This is a genomic window from Corynebacterium liangguodongii (genome assembly GCF_003070865.1).
Taxonomy (GTDB): Bacteria; Actinomycetota; Actinomycetes; order Mycobacteriales; family Mycobacteriaceae; genus Corynebacterium; species Corynebacterium liangguodongii.
In genome coordinates, this window is sequence record NZ_CP026948.1 from 1 (window position 1) to 16,245 (window position 16,245).

At 67.3% G+C, this 16,245-nt stretch carries 15 protein-coding genes; 10 read left to right on the forward strand and 5 right to left on the reverse strand.

The window, feature by feature from the left end; translation table 11 throughout:
* The first annotated feature begins 125 nt into the window (after positions 1–125).
* The 5 genes from dnaA to gyrB all read left to right on the forward strand — a co-directional run bounded on the left by dnaA (position 126) and on the right by gyrB (position 7,508).
* Positions 126–1,787 carry a chromosomal replication initiator protein DnaA gene (dnaA, locus tag C3E79_RS00005; RefSeq protein ID WP_108403068.1) on the forward strand — a complete coding sequence of 554 codons (1,662 nt, stop codon included), beginning with the start codon at positions 126–128 and terminating at the stop codon, positions 1,785–1,787.
* 546 nt (positions 1,788–2,333) lie between these two features.
* The gene (dnaN, locus tag C3E79_RS00010) at positions 2,334–3,542 is read left to right on the forward strand and encodes a DNA polymerase III subunit beta (protein ID WP_108403069.1); all 1,209 of its coding nucleotides are present in this window, start codon (positions 2,334–2,336) and stop codon (positions 3,540–3,542) included.
* Between the two features lie 14 nt (positions 3,543–3,556).
* Positions 3,557–4,741 carry a DNA replication/repair protein RecF gene (recF, locus tag C3E79_RS00015; protein WP_108403070.1) on the forward strand — a complete coding sequence of 395 codons (1,185 nt, stop codon included), beginning with the start codon at positions 3,557–3,559 and terminating at the stop codon, positions 4,739–4,741.
* Positions 4,734–5,339, forward strand: a complete 606-nt coding sequence (locus tag C3E79_RS00020; protein WP_108403071.1) for a DciA family protein — start codon at positions 4,734–4,736, stop codon at positions 5,337–5,339. The genes recF and C3E79_RS00020 overlap by 8 nt, the downstream gene beginning before the upstream one ends.
* A 117-nt stretch (positions 5,340–5,456) precedes the next feature.
* Entirely contained in the window at positions 5,457–7,508 is a 2,052-nt protein-coding gene (gene gyrB / locus C3E79_RS00025) for a DNA topoisomerase (ATP-hydrolyzing) subunit B (RefSeq protein ID WP_108403072.1), read from the forward strand.
* On the opposite strand, the gene C3E79_RS00030 is transcribed toward gyrB, so the two are convergent.
* Positions 7,505–8,731, reverse strand: coding sequence for a MarR family transcriptional regulator (locus C3E79_RS00030; RefSeq protein ID WP_108403073.1), 1,227 nt, complete (start codon positions 8,729–8,731; stop codon positions 7,505–7,507). The genes gyrB and C3E79_RS00030 overlap by 4 nt on opposite strands.
* 141 nt (positions 8,732–8,872) lie before the next feature.
* Here C3E79_RS00030 and C3E79_RS00035 point away from each other — a divergent pair, with 141 nt between their 5' ends.
* From C3E79_RS00035 to C3E79_RS00055, 5 genes are read left to right on the forward strand one after another with little or no spacing between them, the layout of a single operon-like run.
* Entirely contained in the window at positions 8,873–10,069 is a 1,197-nt protein-coding gene (locus C3E79_RS00035; RefSeq protein WP_108403074.1) for an LLM class flavin-dependent oxidoreductase, read from the forward strand.
* A 33-nt stretch (positions 10,070–10,102) separates the two neighbouring features.
* Positions 10,103–10,606: a flavin reductase family protein gene (locus C3E79_RS00040; protein ID WP_108403075.1), complete on the forward strand. Its 504-nt coding sequence runs from the start codon at positions 10,103–10,105 to the stop codon at positions 10,604–10,606.
* A 23-nt stretch (positions 10,607–10,629) separates the two neighbouring features.
* A complete protein-coding gene (sfnG, locus tag C3E79_RS00045; RefSeq protein WP_108403076.1) occupies positions 10,630–11,715 on the forward strand; it encodes a dimethylsulfone monooxygenase SfnG in 1,086 nt (361 codons plus the stop codon).
* Positions 11,708–12,742, forward strand: a complete 1,035-nt coding sequence (locus C3E79_RS00050) for an acyl-CoA dehydrogenase family protein (protein WP_108403077.1) — start codon at positions 11,708–11,710, stop codon at positions 12,740–12,742. Before sfnG ends, C3E79_RS00050 begins: the two co-directional genes overlap by 8 nt.
* A 40-nt stretch (positions 12,743–12,782) precedes the next feature.
* Positions 12,783–13,646, forward strand: coding sequence for an alpha/beta fold hydrolase (locus C3E79_RS00055; RefSeq protein ID WP_108403078.1), 864 nt, complete (start codon positions 12,783–12,785; stop codon positions 13,644–13,646).
* On the opposite strand, the gene C3E79_RS00060 is transcribed toward C3E79_RS00055, so the two are convergent.
* From C3E79_RS00060 to C3E79_RS00075, 4 genes are all read right to left on the reverse strand, one after another.
* Positions 13,643–14,080 (reverse strand): DUF6918 family protein, encoded by a 438-nt coding sequence (locus C3E79_RS00060; RefSeq protein WP_235840656.1) that lies wholly within the window; start codon positions 14,078–14,080, stop codon positions 13,643–13,645. The two genes, C3E79_RS00055 and C3E79_RS00060, sit on opposite strands and share 4 nt — an antisense overlap.
* A gap of 20 nt (positions 14,081–14,100) precedes the next feature.
* Positions 14,101–15,561 carry an HNH endonuclease signature motif containing protein gene (locus tag C3E79_RS00065; RefSeq protein WP_108403080.1) on the reverse strand — a complete coding sequence of 487 codons (1,461 nt, stop codon included), beginning with the start codon at positions 15,559–15,561 and terminating at the stop codon, positions 14,101–14,103.
* A 207-nt stretch (positions 15,562–15,768) separates the two neighbouring features.
* Entirely contained in the window at positions 15,769–16,032 is a 264-nt protein-coding gene (locus C3E79_RS00070) for a TetR family transcriptional regulator (RefSeq protein WP_108403081.1), read from the reverse strand.
* Positions 16,019–16,243 carry a CopG family transcriptional regulator gene (locus tag C3E79_RS00075; protein WP_108404973.1) on the reverse strand — a complete coding sequence of 75 codons (225 nt, stop codon included), beginning with the start codon at positions 16,241–16,243 and terminating at the stop codon, positions 16,019–16,021. The genes C3E79_RS00070 and C3E79_RS00075 overlap by 14 nt, the downstream gene beginning before the upstream one ends.
* Positions 16,244–16,245 lie beyond the last annotated feature (2 nt).

Genomic DNA, 16,245 nt, shown 5'->3' on the forward strand with positions numbered 1-16,245 from the left:
AAAGTTGTGGAACACAAGGTAAGGCCGGCCTTGGCGGCGCCTGCGGGCTGTGAATGACAGTGACAGACACACCGCAGGTGCCGCCGCGGCACGGCGTTGGTACTCACTAGAGGGAAAAGGCAGACGTGGCAGACGAACAGCTTGGGGCGCTTTGGGGAGACGTCGTAACGGAGCTCCTCAACCTCTCGGAGCGCCCCAACTCCACCATCCCGACGCTCACGCACCAGGAGCGGATCTACCTGCGGCTGGTCACGCCGGTCATGGCTGTCGATGGCTACGTCATCCTCGCCGCGCCCAACCCCACCGCCAAGGCGGTCATCGAGGACAGCCTGGGCACGCACATCACCTCGCTGCTCACCCGGAAGCTGGGCCGACCTTGCACCCTGGCGGTGTCCATCAAGCCCGCGAGTAGCGAGCCCACAGAGCCCACAATGCCCACAGAGCCGACGGGTCCCGCTGAGCCGGCTGTGTCGTCCGAGCCCGCACGATCCGCGGAACCCGCCGCCCAGCCACCGGCCGACGGCGGGTGGTACGCCACGACGAGCACACCCGCTTACCCGCCGCAGGCCACGGGCGGCAGGGTCGTCGGCGAGCAGATCCCCATGGGGCTAGACGAGCTGGCCAGGCTGCACTCCCAACAGCGCGAAACGAGGGAGGGCGGCGCACAGGGCGAGCGCAAGCACACCGGCGCCCACCCGACGGTGGCCCCGCGCCTGCCGCGCGAGACCCCCGCCCACAACCCCGACCGCGAGGCGAGCCTCAACCCGAAGTACACCTTCGAGAACTTCGTCATCGGCTCATCGAACCGCTTTGCCAACGGTGCCGCGGTCGCCGTGGCTGAAAACCCCGCTCGCGCCTACAACCCGCTGTTTATCTGGGGCGGCTCCGGGCTGGGCAAGACCCACCTGCTCCACGCGGCCGGCAACTACGCCAAGCTCCTGCAGCCGAACCTGCGCATCAGCTACGTCTCCTCCGAGGAGTTCACCAACGACTACATCAACTCGGTGCGCGACGACCGCCAGGAGAGCTTCAAGCGGCGCTACCGCAACCTCGACATCCTCATGGTCGACGACATCCAGTTCCTCGAAGGCAAGGAGGGCACCCAGGAGGAGTTCTTCCACACGTTTAACGCCTTACACCAGCAGAACAAGCAGATCATCTTGTCCTCCGACCGGCCCCCGCGCCAGCTCACGACGCTGGAGGACAGGCTGCGCACCCGCTTCGAGGGCGGGCTTATTACCGACGTCCAGCCGCCCGACCTGGAGACCCGCATCGCGATTTTGATGAAGAAGGCCTCCGCCGACGGCACACGCGTCGATCACACCGTGCTCGAGCTCATTGCCTCGCAGTTCGAGTCGTCGATTAGGGAGCTCGAAGGTGCCCTGATCAGGGTCTCGGCGTACTCCTCGCTCATCAACGAGCCGATTACCCTCGACGTCGCGCAGGTCGCGCTCCGCGACATCCTGCCCAACGGCGGGGAGATCAACATCAGTGCCACCGCCATCAAAGAGGCGGCGGCCGAGTACTTCGGCGTCTCCCTTGAGCAGCTCACGGGTGCGGGGAAGACGAGGCAGGTCGCCCACGCCCGGCAGCTAGCGATGTACCTGTGCCGCGAGCTCACCGACCTTTCGCTGCCGAAGATCGGCTCCGAGTTCGGGGGCAAGGACCACACGACGGTGATGTATGCCGACCGGAAGATCCGCAAGGAAATGACGGAAAACCGCGGCACCTACGACGAGATTAAGGAGCTCACTCAGCTCATCAAGCTCCGCGCTCGGACCCACTAGCTGTAATTCTTTCCCCGGTAGTACCCCTGCACGATCGCCCCGCCAGCCGGGGCTTTTTCTTTATCCACAGGGTTACTCACAGCTGTGTAATTCCACCGTTGTGATTCGGTGAGCTTGCTCACTTGTGGCGCGGGACACACTTTTCGGGCGCTGTTGATAACCCCGCGCTGAGTGTGAAATCCCAGTGAGGAAACACCGCCGCGCTGTGGACGGCTGAGGCAGGCGGAAAAGTTATCCACAACTGCGAGGAGATATCCACAGTTTTTCCACACCGTAGGACACACGCCCGACACGCCGTGCGAGCGGCGCGGATCGCCCGTCCTCCACAGAGTGCACAGGGCTTACTGCTGTTACCGCTCTTTTACTTGTAATTCATCCTGAGGGAAACGGGGTGTGTGAAATCGCCGCCTGCCGCCCCCGCTCCCGGCGTCGCCACGCGAATGGAAAACGGGGACCCGCGCGCCTAAGGTGGAGCGAAATGACATGTAACTCGTGGCGTCGCTTGTGGGCTGCGCCGCATCGAGCGCGCAAGGAGTATCCGCTGGCATGGATGACAACGTAGGAAACCCCGCGTCGACTTCGGTGTCGTTCCGCGTCCACAAGGACGACCTCTCCGATGCGGTGGCCTGGGTCGCCCGCATGCTGCCGACGAAAAACACCCAGCCGGTGCTCCGCGCAGTGGTCATCACCGCAGACTCCGACGGGCTTGAGTTCGCCGGGTTCGACTACGAAGTCTCCTCCCGCGTGCGCATCGCCGCCGAAGTCAGCCAACCAGGCCGCGTCGCCGTGGCCGGCAAACTCATGGCCGACATCGTGGCCAACATGCCCGCCAAGCCGATGGAGGTGACCACCGACGACACCACCATGCTGCTCAAGGGCGGGGCCGCCCGCTTCGAGCTGCCGCTTATGCCGCTCGATGATTACCCTCAGCTGCCCGCCCTTCCCGAGGTCACCGGCAGGATCTCTCCGGCAACCTTCGTCGGCGCCGTCACCCAGGTCGCCTCGGCGGCCGGGCGGGACGACACCCTGCCGATGCTCACCGGAATCCACATGGAAGTCTCCGGCACCAACCTGCAGCTCACCGCGACCGACCGCTTCCGCCTCGCCATCCGCCGCGTGAGCTGGGAGCCGGTCGCCCCAGAGGTCGAAGCCAAGCTGCTCATCCCGGCCAAGACCCTCCTCGATAACGCCCGGACCCTCGATACCCACCTCGACGACCCGATCGAGATCGCGGTGGGTGCGGCCGGCAACGTCGGCGGCGAGGGCCTCTTCGGCCTCCACTCCGCCAACCGGGAAACGACGACGCGTATGCTCGACGCCGACTTCCCCAACATCTCCCCGCTGCTGCCGAAGACGCACACCTCAATGGCGAGCGTCGAGATCTCCCCGCTGCTCGAGGCGATCCGCCGCGTCAGCCTCGTTGCGGACCGCAACGCCCAGGTGCGGATGCACTTCCGCCCGGGTGAGGTCACCCTGTATGCCTCCGGCGCGGATTCCGGGGAGGCGAGCGAGACGGTGGAGGCCGCGTTTACGGGCGCAGACGAGCTGCTCATTGCGTTTAACTCGGGATACCTCAAAGACGGCCTGGGGGTCATCTCCACCCCGCGCGTCGTCTTCGGGTTCACCGAGGCCTCCCGCCCGGCGATCATGATCCCCGAGCCCGAGGCCCTGCCGGAGGCAGAGGCGGACGGCACGTTTGCCACCCCGGCGACCGACTTCACGTACCTGCTCATGCCGGTGCGGTTGCCCGGATAGTCGGTCGCTGCCCCTTGTTCGTCCGTGAACTCAACCTGCGCGATTTTCGCTCCTGGCCGGAGCTCGGCTGCGAGCTGGGGCCAGGGGCAACCGTGTTCTCCGGCCGCAACGGACACGGCAAGACCAACATCGTCGAGGCGCTGCACTACACGGCCAAGCTGAGCAGCCACCGGGTCTCCTCGGACGCCCCGCTCATCCGCGCCGGGGCCGCCAGCGCACGGGTGTCCTGCACGACCGTCAACGCCGGCCGGGAGCTGACCACCCACCTGCTGCTCAAAGCCTCCGGTGCGAACCAGGCCCAGATCAACCGCACCCGGCTGAAATCCCCGCGGAAGCTGCTCGGCGTGCTGCGCACCGTGATGTTTTCTCCGGAAGACCTGCGTCTTGTCGTGGGGGAGCCGGCCGAGCGACGGCGCTTCCTCGACGACCTCGCGGCCGAGCGGGCGCCGCGGCTGGGCGGCGCGAAGGCCGATTTTGACAAGGTGCTGCGCCAGAGAAACGCGCTGCTTCGCCACTCGGCGATGGATTTGCGCCGCGGCTACGGCGACGGCGCGGGCGCAAGCGCGCTGGCCACCCTCGATGTGTGGGACTCGCAGCTCGCCAGCCACGGCGCGCAGGTCATCGCGGGCAGGCTCGCGCTTCTCGACGCCCTCGCTCCCCACATCGAGAGCTCTTACGCCGCCGTTGCCCCCGAATCGCGCCCCGCTTCTGTGAGCTACTCCTCCACACTCGACGCGGCGCTCGAGCGCCTCGCCGGCGAGGGCACCCGGGACGCCGCGGTCATCGAGGCGGCGATGCTCAGCGAGCTCGCGCGGCGCCGCAAAGAGGAGATCGAGCGCGGCACCACTCTGGTCGGACCGCACCGCGACGACGTCGTGCTCATGCTGGGCGATGCCCCCGCCAAGGGCTACGCCAGCCACGGGGAGACGTGGTCGCTCGCCCTGGCGCTCCACCTCGCCGAATACGCCCTGCTCTCCGCCGAGGGCTCGGCCCCGGTGCTCATCCTCGACGATGTGTTTGCCGAGCTCGACACCGCGCGCCGCCAGCGCCTCGTCGCCGTTGCCGAGCAGGCAGAACAGGTTCTCATCACCGCAGCGGTGGGAGACGACCTGCCGGCGAGCCTGGCCGAGACGGTGACGGCGCGCTACGCGGTGACGATGGTAGACGGCGCCTCGACCCTGGAGCGCGACGATGCCTGACCTGGTCAGCGAGACCTTCCGCGCGCTGCGCGAGACGGCCAAGGCCCGCGGCGGTCGCGTGCCCGACCTGCGGCGCCAGGGTGGGTCGGTGGTGCCGCGGCGGGCGGGCGCGCTGTCGCTGCGGGATGGTGCCGCGGGGGCGTCGATAAGCGTGCCCGGGTTAGAGCTCGACACCGCGCCGTCCCCGCGTGGGCCGGCCAGGGGCAGGCCCACCGGGCCCGATGGCCGCGCACTCGGGCGCAGCTACCAGGTCAAGGGCTTTGGCACCTTGGTGCGCGCCGAGATCCGCAAGCGCGACTGGACCGAGAACATGGCGTACGGGTGGGTCATGGGCAACTGGGCGCAGCTCGTTGGCGACAAGATTGCGCAGCACACGCAGGTGCAGATGATTAAGGAAGGGGAGGTCTTTATCACCTGCGACCAAACCGCCTGGGCGACGCAGCTGAAGTACATGCAGGCGACCATCTTGAGCGCGATTGCGCAGAAGGTAGGACCAGGGGTGGTCACCGCCCTCCACGTCTACCCGCCGAGGACCAAGAACTGGCGCAAGGGCCCCCTCCACGTCAAGGGCCGCGGCCCGCGCGATACCTACGGATAGCCAAAATTGGGCCTACAGCGCCGTCTCGCGGAGTTGGCAAGTGCGGGCAATCTCCCCTACGGGGTGTAGGATTAGACGGGTTAAAGCCCTTTTAGCGCGACAGGAGAGACCCACATCGTGGCTACCAACGAACCACACTACGACGCGTCATCGATCACCATTCTGGAGGGCCTCGAGGCCGTGCGCAAGCGCCCCGGAATGTACATCGGCTCGACCGGCGTGCGTGGCCTGCACCACCTCGTGTGGGAGGTCGTGGATAACTCCGTCGATGAGGCCATGGCGGGCTACGCCGACCGGGTCGATGTCACACTGCTTGCCGACGGCGGAATTGAGGTCATCGACAACGGCCGCGGCATTCCTGTGGAGATGCACCCCGCGGGAGCCCCCACCGTCCAGGTTGTTATGACCCAGCTGCACGCCGGCGGAAAGTTCGACTCGGAATCCTACGCCGTCTCCGGCGGCCTGCACGGAGTGGGCATCTCCGTGGTCAACGCCCTCTCCACCCGCGTCGAGGCCGACATCAAGCGCGACGGCAAGCACTGGTACCAGAACTTCACCTACGCCGTACCCGATGGGCTGGTTGAAGGCGGCAACGCCCGCGGCACCGGCACGACCATCAGGTTCTGGCCCGACGCCGAGATTTTCGAAACCGTCGAGTTCAACTACGACATCATCGCGCGGCGCCTGCAGGAAATGGCGTTTTTGAACAAGGGCCTGACCATCACGCTCAAGGACGAGCGGGTCACGGAGGAAGAACTCGAGCTCGAAGCCATCGTCGAGGAGGGGGAGTCGGCGGCCGCCGTCGAAGGAGACTCCTTCGACGACACCGTGGTCTCCGAATCCGCCGGGGTGAGCCCGGCGGTGCAGAAGAAGCGCGAGAAGAAGGTGACCTACCACTACCCGAACGGTTTGGTGGACTACGTCGAGCACCTCAACAAGTCGAAGACCCCTATCCACCCCTCCGTGATCGGTTTCGAGGCTAAGGGCACCGAGCACGAAGCCGAGATCGCGATGCAGTGGAACAACGGATTTAAGGAATCCGTCCACACCTTCGCCAACACGATCAACACCCACGAGGGCGGCTCGCACGAGGAGGGCTTCCGCGCAGCGCTGACCTCGTTGATGAACAAGTACGCGCGCGAGCACAAGCTCCTGCGCGACAAGGAGCCCAACCTCACCGGCGACGATTGCCGCGAGGGGCTCTCGGCGATTGTCTCCGTGCGCGTGTCCGACCCGCAGTTCGAGGGGCAGACGAAGACCAAGCTGGGAAACACCGAGATCAAGGGCTTTGTCCAGCGCGCCGTGGGCGAGCACCTCTCCGACTGGTTCGACGCCAACCCGGCCGAGGCCAAGGTGATCATCAACAAAGCTGTCTCTTCCTCGCAGGCGCGCCAAGCCGCCCGCAAGGCGCGCGATCTCGTGCGCCGCAAGTCCGCCGGGGATATGGGTGGGTTGCCCGGCAAGCTCGCGGACTGCCGCTCGAAGGACCCGAAGGTCTCCGAGCTCTTCATCGTGGAGGGCGATTCCGCCGGCGGCTCCGCGAAGCAGGGCCGCGACTCGATGTTCCAGGCGATCTTGCCGCTGCGCGGAAAGATCCTCAACGTGGAGAAGGCCCGCATGGATCGGGTTTTAAAAAATGCCGAGGTCCAGGCCATCATCACCGCTCTCGGCACCGGCATCCACGATGAGTTCGATATCGCGCGCCTGCGCTACCACAAGATCGTGCTCATGGCGGATGCGGACGTCGACGGTCAGCACATCGCGACCCTCCTGCTCACCCTGCTCTTCCGCTTCATGCCCGAGCTCATCGAGCAGGGCCACGTCTACCTGGCTAACCCGCCGCTGTACAAGCTCAAGTGGGCCAAGGGCGAGCCGGGCTACGCCTTCTCCGACCGCGAGCGCGACGAGCAGCTCGCAGAAGGCCGCGAGGCCGGCCGCAAGATCAACACCGATGACGGCATCCAGCGCTACAAGGGCCTCGGCGAGATGAACCCGAGCGAGCTGTGGGAGACCACGCTCGACCCGGAGCACCGCATCTTGCGTCGAGTAGACGTTGAAGACGCGCAGCTTGCCGACGAGCTCTTCTCCATCCTCATGGGTGACGACGTCGCCGCGCGCCGCTCCTTTATTACCCGCAAGGCGAAGGACGTCCGCTTCCTCGACGTCTAGGGCCCTGTGCCCTCAAGCGGGCGCTGCCACGGCGCGTGCAGGGCGATCATCTTTGCCGCCTCGGCGACGATTTCGACGTTCGCGGGGTAGGCCTTCAGGGTGTAGTCGCCCCTCGATTCCCCCCGCACACGCCGGGCGATGCGGCGCGTGCGCTTGGGGTCGGCGCTAAACGTCTCGCCGGCGAAGACGACGGCGGAGGGATCGACGACCTGCACCGCGATGTCAATGGCCTCGGCGAGGATGTGCGCGCGGTGGTCGAGGAGGGCGGCCAAGGGGGCGTCGTCACGCGCGGCCGCGATGAGCTCAGGCAGGCTAGACGCCGCCTGACCGCGCTGCGCCGCGACCTCGAGCAGCGCGGAGACGCTCAGCGGGTCGATTCCACGGCGCCGCGCGGGCTCAGAAAGAGGCGAGCCGGAGAGCAATCGGGCCAGCAAAGGGGATTGGTGGCCGAGGCGGGGGCGGTGGATTGCGCCGTGGACAATCCAGGCGTAGCCCAGCACCTCGCGCGCGTAGACGTAGAGCGACGAGCGGGTCAGGGCCTCCTCGTTGTGCTGCGCGAGGTCGGTGTGCGCCAGCTCGTGGGCCGCCATGGCGGCAACACCCGTGCTCACCTCCACCGTGTACCCGGGAGCGAGGTGCGCCGCCGACCCCACGCGCTCAAGCGCGGCGCAGGCTGCGGCGTGCGCCGGGACGCGGTCCCACCCATAGGTCTCGCTCGTGATCGTGCCGTCGGAGTCGATATCCGCGGAAAACGCGATGCCGACGTGCCGCACGGGATGCGGCGAGTGCTGGGTGAGGTGGGCGAGGCGCCAGGCGATCGCCTCGAGGGTATCTTGCGCGGAGGCGGTGCTCACGTCGTGGGGCAGGAGGTCCTGGGCGAGGGTGGCACCGCTGAAATCGGTGAGCACGATGCGGGTCTCCCGCTTGCCCACGTGAGCCCCGGCGGCGACGAGGGCGGAGCCTTCGAGGTAGATGCCCGCGCTCGGGCGGCCGGAGGAAGGAGACCCACCCAGCGGGGCTCCCATGCGTACCAGGCCGGCGGACTCGAGCCGGGCGACGAGGCGGGTGGTGGTTGGCTGGGTCAGGCCCAGGTCGGCCTGGAGCTGGCGGCGCGTGATGCCGGGGTGGATGCGCAGCTGTTGGAGGCAGCGCGCGGCAGTATCCGCGGGGAGGCGGAAGTGGACTGGGCGGGCGGCGCTTCGGGTCCTCGGGGGTGCGGTCATGGCGCTAGGGTACCCGATAAAGACAGAGCGGTCTATATGGAGGCGCGGCGGGACGGGCTTAGAGAGGCTCGACTACCTGGGTTTTATGCACGGTGAATCGAACGCTGGCCGCACATTAGACTGCATGGTCTACTTGCAGGCATGTCAACCACAGCGCAACACAAGGCAACCCTGCACTGGTTCCTACCCACCTACGGCGACTCCCGCACCATCATGCCGGGCGGGCACGGCGCCGGGCTGCACACCGGAGCGCGCGACGCCGACCTGAACTACCTCACCCAGATCGCGCTCGCCGCCGAACGCAACGGCTTCGAATCCGTCCTCACCCCGACCGGCCAGTGGTGCGAAGACGCCTGGCTCGCCACCGCCGCGCTCATCGGCGCAACCAGCAGGTTGAAGTTCCTCGTCGCGCTGCGCCCGGGCCTCGTCTCCCCGCTCCTGCTCGCCCAGCAGGCCGCCACCTTCCAGGCGCTCTCCGGAAACCGGGTCCTACTCAACGTCGTCGTCGGCGGCGAGGACCACGAGCAGCGCTCATACGGCGACACCCTAAGCAAGCCCGAGCGCTACGCCCGCGCCGGGGAGGTACTCGATATCACCCACCACCTGTGGAACAAGCCGGAGCCACTCGACTACGCCGGGCAGTACACCACTGCCGAGAATGCGAGCCTGGCTAAGCGCCCGGCGGTCAGCCCCCCGATCTACCTCGGCGGCTCAAGCGAGGGCGCGATCGATATCGCCTCGCGCCACGCCGATGTGTTCCTCACCTGGGGCGAGACGCCGCAGGCGGCGGGGGAGAAGCGGGCCCGGGTTGCGGAGGCAGCGGCGGAGCGCGACCGCGAGCTCGACTACGGCATCCGGTTCCACGTCATCGCCCGGCCAACCACAGAGGAAGCCTGGGCCGAGGCAGGCCGCCTGCTTTCCCACATCAGCGCCGAGGACGTCGAGAAGATCCAGCGGGGCCTAGCCAAGTCGCAATCCGAAAGCCAGCGCCGCATGACGCAGCTGCACGGGCAGGGGCACGACTTCCACTCCGGGCAGGACCCGCACGAGCTTGAGGTCTACCCCGGGCTGTGGGCCGGCGTCGGGCTCGTGCGCGGCGGGGCGGGAACCGCCCTCGTCGGCTCGTATGCCGAGGTCGCGGCTTTGATCAAGGAATACATCGACGAAGGCTTTGGCCACTTCATCCTCTCCGGCTACCCGCACCTAGAAGAGACCTTCCACGTCGGCGAGGGAGTCGTGCCCGAGTTGCACAAGCTCGGCATCGAAGTCGCACACCACGACTCGGCAGTCGCGGCCAGCCAACACCAGCAGGTGCCGTTCGCGCCGCGCACCGCCTAACCGAACTCATCCCCGAAACAAAAGGACACGCTTATGACCGCCACCATTTCTTCCCCCGCGCTTGTCGACATCGCCGATACCCGCTCCCTGCGCAACGCTCTCGCGCTCGCCCCCACACCCTTGGCCACGGCCGCAGCGCTTGTTGATGGCGAGCCGACCGGCATGATCATCGGCAGCTTCGTCGGGCACAGCCTCGCCCCGGCGCTGGTGAGCATCAGCATTCAAAAGACCTCCACGACCTGGCCCCGCCTGCGCCGCGCCGAGAGCATCGGCCTGAGCATCCTCTCCGAGGCCAATCGCGGCGCGCTCGAGAACTTCTACCGCCCGTCAAGGCAGCGCTTCGAGGACCTCGACTACGACACCGATGGCCACGCGATCCTGCTGCCGGGTGCCGCGCTCCAAGCGACAACACGGCTCGTCGACGAGGTCGACGTCGGCGATCACATCCTGGCCATCGCGCGCATCGAAAACGCGAGCACGGGCGAAGATCATCGCCCGCTCATCTTCCACCGCTCGCTTGTGACCACGACCGTCTAACACACCCCAAGGACTTACATTCCATGACCACGTCCCGCATCGCCGACGACCTTTCTTTCGCCTATTGGGTGCCCAACGTCTCCGGGGGCTTAGTCACCTCGACCGTTCACCAGCGCACCGATTGGGGCATCGAGTACAACCGGGAGCTCGCCCGCCACGCGGAGGAGGCCGGGTTCGACTACGCACTGACACAGGTGCGCTACCTGTCGAGCTATTCAGCCGAGTTCCAGCACGAGTCCGTGAGTTTCTCGCTTGCGCTACTTGAGGCGACCGAACGCCTCAACGTCATCGCCGCCGTCCACCCGGGCCTGTGGCAACCGGGCGTGCTGGCCAACCTCGCGGCTACCGCATCCGAGCTATACGACGGGCGCTTCGCCCTCAACATCGTCTCCGGGTGGCTGCGCGACGAGTTCCGGGCGCTCGGCGAACCCTGGCTCGACCACGACGAGCGCTACCGCCGCTCGGCGGAGTTCCTCCAGGTTCTGCGCGCCCTATTTACGCAGGATACGGTGGATTTCGCTGGTGATTTCTACCGCATCCGCGACTACTCGCTCAAGCCCCGGCCTAGCAAGGCTCCGGAGCTTTTCCAGGGCGGCACCTCCACGGCGGCGCGCTCCAACGGCGGGCGGTATGCGGACTGGTATTTCACCAACGGTGGCAGCGTCGAGGAGCTGCGTGACCAAGTCGCCGAGGTACGCCGCCACGCCGAGGAAGCAGGCCGGGAGACCAAGATCGGCGTCAACGCCTTCGTCATCCTGGGCGATACCCAGGCAGAGGCGGAGGATCGTCTGCGCGAGATCATCGCGCACGCAGACACGGAGTCCGTGAAAACGTTTGCGAAATCCGTGCAAGACGCCGGGGCCGCAACGAAGGACGGCAAGGGAATGTGGGCGAACTCTTCGCTCGAAGACCTCGTTCAGTACAACGACGGGTTTAAGACGGGGTTGATTGGCACGGCCGACCGGGTCAGCGAACGCCTCGAGGAGCTGCGCTCTATCGGAGTCGACCTCGTGCTCACCGGCTTCCTTCACTTCGACGAAGAAGTCCAGCGGTTCGGCCGCGAGATCATCGCGCCCCTGCGCGCGGGCAAGGCGCCGGTGCATGCCTGACGCCCACGATGCCATCCGCGCCGCAGAGCGGGCCGCCGGAGTGCTCACCGCGGCCACGCAGCAGGGCACCGAGCGCAAAGAGGCAGTCCGGCGCGCCGTCGCGGCACTTAAATCCGGCCCCGCCCTGCGGTTGGACGGCATGCCGCTGTCCACGGGAGTCGAGGTGGTGCGGCGCCTCGCGCGCGTCGACGGCTCCCTGGCCCAGATCCCGCAGAGTCACCTCGTCTTTGCCAGGCGCTTTCCCGGCCACATCCCGGCCGGAGCATTGATCGCGAACGCCCAAGTTGACGGCGACCCAGAGGTGGGCATAACAAACGGGCTTTTGACAGGGGAGAAGCGCTTTTGCACCGGTTCGGCCTACGCCGACCTGCTGGCGGTTACCGTGAGCGCGGAGCCCGCGGTTGCCGTGCTTATCAGGGCGGACGCACCGGGGGTGGGGGTTACGGGCGATTGGGCGGCCATGGGGCAGTCCTACACCGCCAGCGGGACCGTGCGGTTCGATCGCGTCGATGTCGCGCAGGCCCCGCGCTCGCTGCGTAGCGACGCCCTCGCGCTGCGCCACTACGGCGCTTACGCCCAGGCCCTCCACGCCGGCATCGATCTCGGGTTGTTCGAGGGGGCAGTGAGTGCCGCCTATGAACGCGCCGGCCTCCCGCGCAACGCCGGGGGCGAGGACCAGCTGCTGAGCGCGCTCGTCGGGGAGGTGGAGGTCGAGCTGTACGTCGCGCGGGCGTCGCTCAGCAGCATGCTGGGCGCGCTCGACGACCCCTCGGCCGACGCGAACGAAGTCGCGGAGGACGTCACCGCGGCGAAGCTCGCGATCCAGGATGCGGCGCTGCGCACGGTGCAGAGGCTGTTTGAGGTGACCGGGACCGCGGGTGCCGCGGGGCAGGATCCCTTGGATAGGTGGTGGCGCGACCTGCGCACCCACACGCTGCACGATAAGCGCCGCGTCAAGCTGGGCCTGTTGGGAAGGCGGGTAGTAACGGGGGAGCGGATCCCGCGCAACGAGAAGCTGGGCGGGTAGGTCCGCGGTAGGGTAGGCGCTCGTTGTCTACACTTTTGTCATGGCAACCACCGAAGTCGAGATCTCCCTGCCCGATGGGTCCACCAGTACTGTCCTGCTCTACCCCGCCCAGCAGCAGGAGCACCCGTTAGTGGTGATCTGGCCCGGGTTCGGGATGGGCGCGCACTATTACCGGCCTATTGCTCAGTGGTTGGCGGACCGCGGTTATCCCACCGCGATTGGGGAGCTTCGCGGGCAGGGCTCGAGTACGGCCGTTGCCACGCGGGCGCACACCTGGAGTTACCACACCATGGCCAGTGAGGACTACCCTTTGACCATCTCGGCGGCGAAGGAAGCCTTCGGCCTGGGTCGGGATTACCCGGTGGTCCTGCTTTCGCACTCGATGGGTGGGCAAATTGGCACGCTATTTCTCTCCAGCCCTGCCGCCCGGGCCCTCAACGTGCGCGGCCTGATGGGCGTGGGCGCCGGCAGCCCTTATTGGAAGGCGTTCGACGGCAAGACGCGGCGCACGCTGCGAGTGGGGGCGACCCTGATGGACGCGGTGTCGCGGGTGATGGGCTATTGGCCCGCGGGCCCTCTCGATATTGCCAATTACGGGCGCCAGGCGCGGGCGCACGTCGCCGAGTGGGCGAGGCTTTCGCGCACCAACTCGGTGGCCCACATCGCGGGGGAAGATTACGTGGAGGCCCTGCTGAGGGTGACGGTGCCGGTGCTCTATACCCGCTTTAACAATGACGACGATTGCACGCTCGCCTCGGCGGATGCGCTGGCGATGCACGTTCCTTCTGCGCACCCTAGGGTCGAGCAGCTCGAGGGCGGGCTCGGGCACAACCGGTGGGCGCGGGAGCCGGAGGTCGTGGGCCGCCGGCTGATCCGGTTTGTGGAAGAAGAGCTCGGCGCCTAAATCGCGTGGCGCTCGAGGATGTCCCCGAGCTCGGGGAGGACCGGCGCGAGGATTTTCTCGGCTTTGCCGCGCAGGCTGGAGTACACCCCGCGCGCGGGTCCGGGTGCGCGCTCGGCGAACTTGTCGCCTAGGGCGAGGACGCTAGAGACGACCTCGCTCTGGCGGGAGGCAAGGTAGTTGCCGAAACCTGCGGAGTTCTGGGGGTCGTAGTCGTTCCAATAGGGGCTCAGCGTTTTCACGATCTCGGGCAGAGCGCTGTCGATTCCCTTGGACACTGCCTCCGGGTTGGCCTTGGTGGCGGCCCCGAGGGCGGACTTCAGCGCCATTCCGGTGAGCCCGGACTGGGATTCGATGGTGCGGCGGGCGAGGTCGGTGAGGTCGTTGACGGCGAGGGGGCGTACGGTCTCGCCCAGCAGGGTGGAAAGTTCGCTCATTGCCCCGAGCATACAGGCGCCTAGGGAGGGAAGAGGACGGCTTGGGTCGGCCCGCGGCGCCTATTGCGCTTGGCCCGCCGCCTGATCTTGGCGCCGGCGGAGGTGTGGTAGCCGTGGGTTTCGTTCGTGCGCGGCGGCGACCCGTCGGCGGGGTGGTGCTCGACGCGCCCGGTGTCTGGGTTGATGTCAACAAAGCCCTTGTTGCCGGCCCCGTCGCGGGCGTCGTTGTTGCAGCGGTGGTGCTGCCTGCACAGCCCGACGAGGTTGTCGATGTCGGTGCGGCCCCCGTCTTTCCACGCGAGCACGTGGTGCGCCTCGAGCTCCATTGCGGCCTTGTCGCACCCGGCCCACGCGCAGACGCCTTGGGCGGCGAGCAGCGCGAGCTTTTGGTGCACGCTGGCGAGCCGGGTCGCTCCGAGTGAGAGCGGAAGCCCGGTCACGTCGTCGAGTTGGAGGATGAAGTCGGTCTTGCCGAGGCCGAGGCGGAGGATGTCGAGGGCGCTGAGGTCCGTTCCCGTGTTGGTGGGGAAGGCCTCCCCTGCCTCGGACCCGAGCAGGTCCTCGAGGGTGAGCGATAACACGATCGAGCACACGCCGTGGGAGCGCTTGGCTTTCTCCGCGTCATAGGCCCGGGCGATGGCCATGAGCTGGTCGAATCCGCGCTGGGCGCGGGTGCGGGTGTCGGCCGAAGGATCAACCCCGGTGTTCGTGCCGGGGGCGTAGCCAGGCTGGATGAGCGCCTTGAACAGGGAGAGCTCGGCCTTCGGGCCGGTCACCACCATGCGGGCCAGGCCGTCGGAGTCAGGGTGGCCGAAGGTGACGCCGCGCTTTTTCCAGGCGGCGAGGGGGTCTTTCTTGTCGTCGTAGTCGCGTCCGGCCCGGTTGGCCCGGGCCACCTGGTCACGCAGCCAGGCGCGCAGGTCTTCGGGGGTGCGTGATGTGGCCTCCTTGAGCGCGAGGCTGTGCAGCGCGTCGAACCCGGGGTTGGAGTGTTCGTTGAGGTCGCGCAGGCATTGCGCGATGATCTTTTGTTTCTCGGCGTTCACGCGGGCGGCTTCCTTCCGGGCCTCGGCGCGGGCCTTGCGGGCTTCCGCTTTGCGACGCTCCTCCTCCTGCTCCCGCCGCGCCTGCGCCTCCGGATCCTCCGCCGGCTCGTCGGGTTGTGGCGGCACCTCGGGCTCGCCGAAGAGGCGTTTGCCGCGCATAATGCGATCCATCGCCTCGGCGCGGGAGAACCCGAGGACGTCGACGAAGTATTGGATCGCGTGGTGTGCCCCGACCACGGAGCCTGCCCCGTCGCGCTCGGCGAGGTAGGCGAAGGAGGCGTCGATGAACCCGAACTTCTCTAGCGCGGCGTAGAGCCGTTCCATCTCGCCGCGCACTGCGTGGAACGTCAGCGACTCCGGGGTGGAGAAGGCCTCCGACAGCGCGTGGGTGGCGTTGGCGATGTCATCGACAAGGTGGGCTAGTTGGGTGGTCATGGGCACCTCCTTTCCTGGTGTGATGCATACACACTAGAACGCCCATGCGACACGCCCGAACACCAATTCGAACACATATTCGCCAAACGAAAACCCCGCCCGGGGGGCGGGGTCGGTGGTTGCAGCTCTTCCGCCACAGCAACCTCACATATCAGAAGCAACTGCAGCCACAACAGCAACAAAAATAACACGCGCAACAACGGCGCGCTACTCCACCCACTCCACGTACACCCGCCGCGCCACCTCGCCGAACGCGCGGTTGCCCCCGTTGAGCGGCTCCAGCGCCACAATCGCCTCCGCCAGGGCCTCGCCGGCTGCCGTGGCGGAATCGAACACCGGCACCCCATGCACCCGTGCCCCGGGCACAGCGGCCGCTGCGCACAACGCGGAAAAGGACCGCACGCGCGCGCCCCTGGGCGCGCAGAACTCGTCCGCGATCGCGAGGAGCTGCTCCGGGCTAAGCGCCCTCATTGCCCCGCGCCTGCCTGATCCGGGCCTCGGTGGCGGCATACGCGCTCACGTGCTTGCGGGCCAGGGCGGTGATTGCGGCGTCGTCAAGCAGGCGCGATGCCGCGGTGACCACAGCGCGCCGCGCCGCCTCCTGCTTCGAGCAGCCCCACGCGGAGGCGAGCAGCACGAGCGCGTGGTCCTCGTCAGCGGTCAACCGCAGCGTCATAGCCATAC

Bases quoted from the DNA above. Each gene is read 5' to 3' on its own strand.
- C3E79_RS00050 (WP_108403077.1), top strand. From the start codon at position 11,708: ATGCCTGACGCCCACGATGCCATCCGCGCCGCAGAGCGGGCCGCCGGA.
- dnaN (WP_108403069.1), top strand. From the start codon at position 2,334: ATGGATGACAACGTAGGAAACCCCGCGTCGACTTCGGTGTCGTTCCGC.
- C3E79_RS00075 (WP_108404973.1), bottom strand. From the start codon at position 16,243: ATGGCTATGACGCTGCGGTTGACCGCTGACGAGGACCACGCGCTCGTG.
- C3E79_RS00020 (WP_108403071.1), top strand. From the start codon at position 4,734: ATGCCTGACCTGGTCAGCGAGACCTTCCGCGCGCTGCGCGAGACGGCC.
- C3E79_RS00055 (WP_108403078.1), top strand. From the start codon at position 12,783: ATGGCAACCACCGAAGTCGAGATCTCCCTGCCCGATGGGTCCACCAGT.
- C3E79_RS00065 (WP_108403080.1), bottom strand. From the start codon at position 15,561: ATGACCACCCAACTAGCCCACCTTGTCGATGACATCGCCAACGCCACC.
- sfnG (WP_108403076.1), top strand. From the start codon at position 10,630: ATGACCACGTCCCGCATCGCCGACGACCTTTCTTTCGCCTATTGGGTG.
- C3E79_RS00060 (WP_235840656.1), bottom strand. From the start codon at position 14,080: ATGAGCGAACTTTCCACCCTGCTGGGCGAGACCGTACGCCCCCTCGCC.
- C3E79_RS00070 (WP_108403081.1), bottom strand. From the start codon at position 16,032: ATGAGGGCGCTTAGCCCGGAGCAGCTCCTCGCGATCGCGGACGAGTTC.
- C3E79_RS00035 (WP_108403074.1), top strand. From the start codon at position 8,873: ATGTCAACCACAGCGCAACACAAGGCAACCCTGCACTGGTTCCTACCC.
- C3E79_RS00040 (WP_108403075.1), top strand. From the start codon at position 10,103: ATGACCGCCACCATTTCTTCCCCCGCGCTTGTCGACATCGCCGATACC.
- C3E79_RS00030 (WP_108403073.1), bottom strand. From the start codon at position 8,731: ATGACCGCACCCCCGAGGACCCGAAGCGCCGCCCGCCCAGTCCACTTC.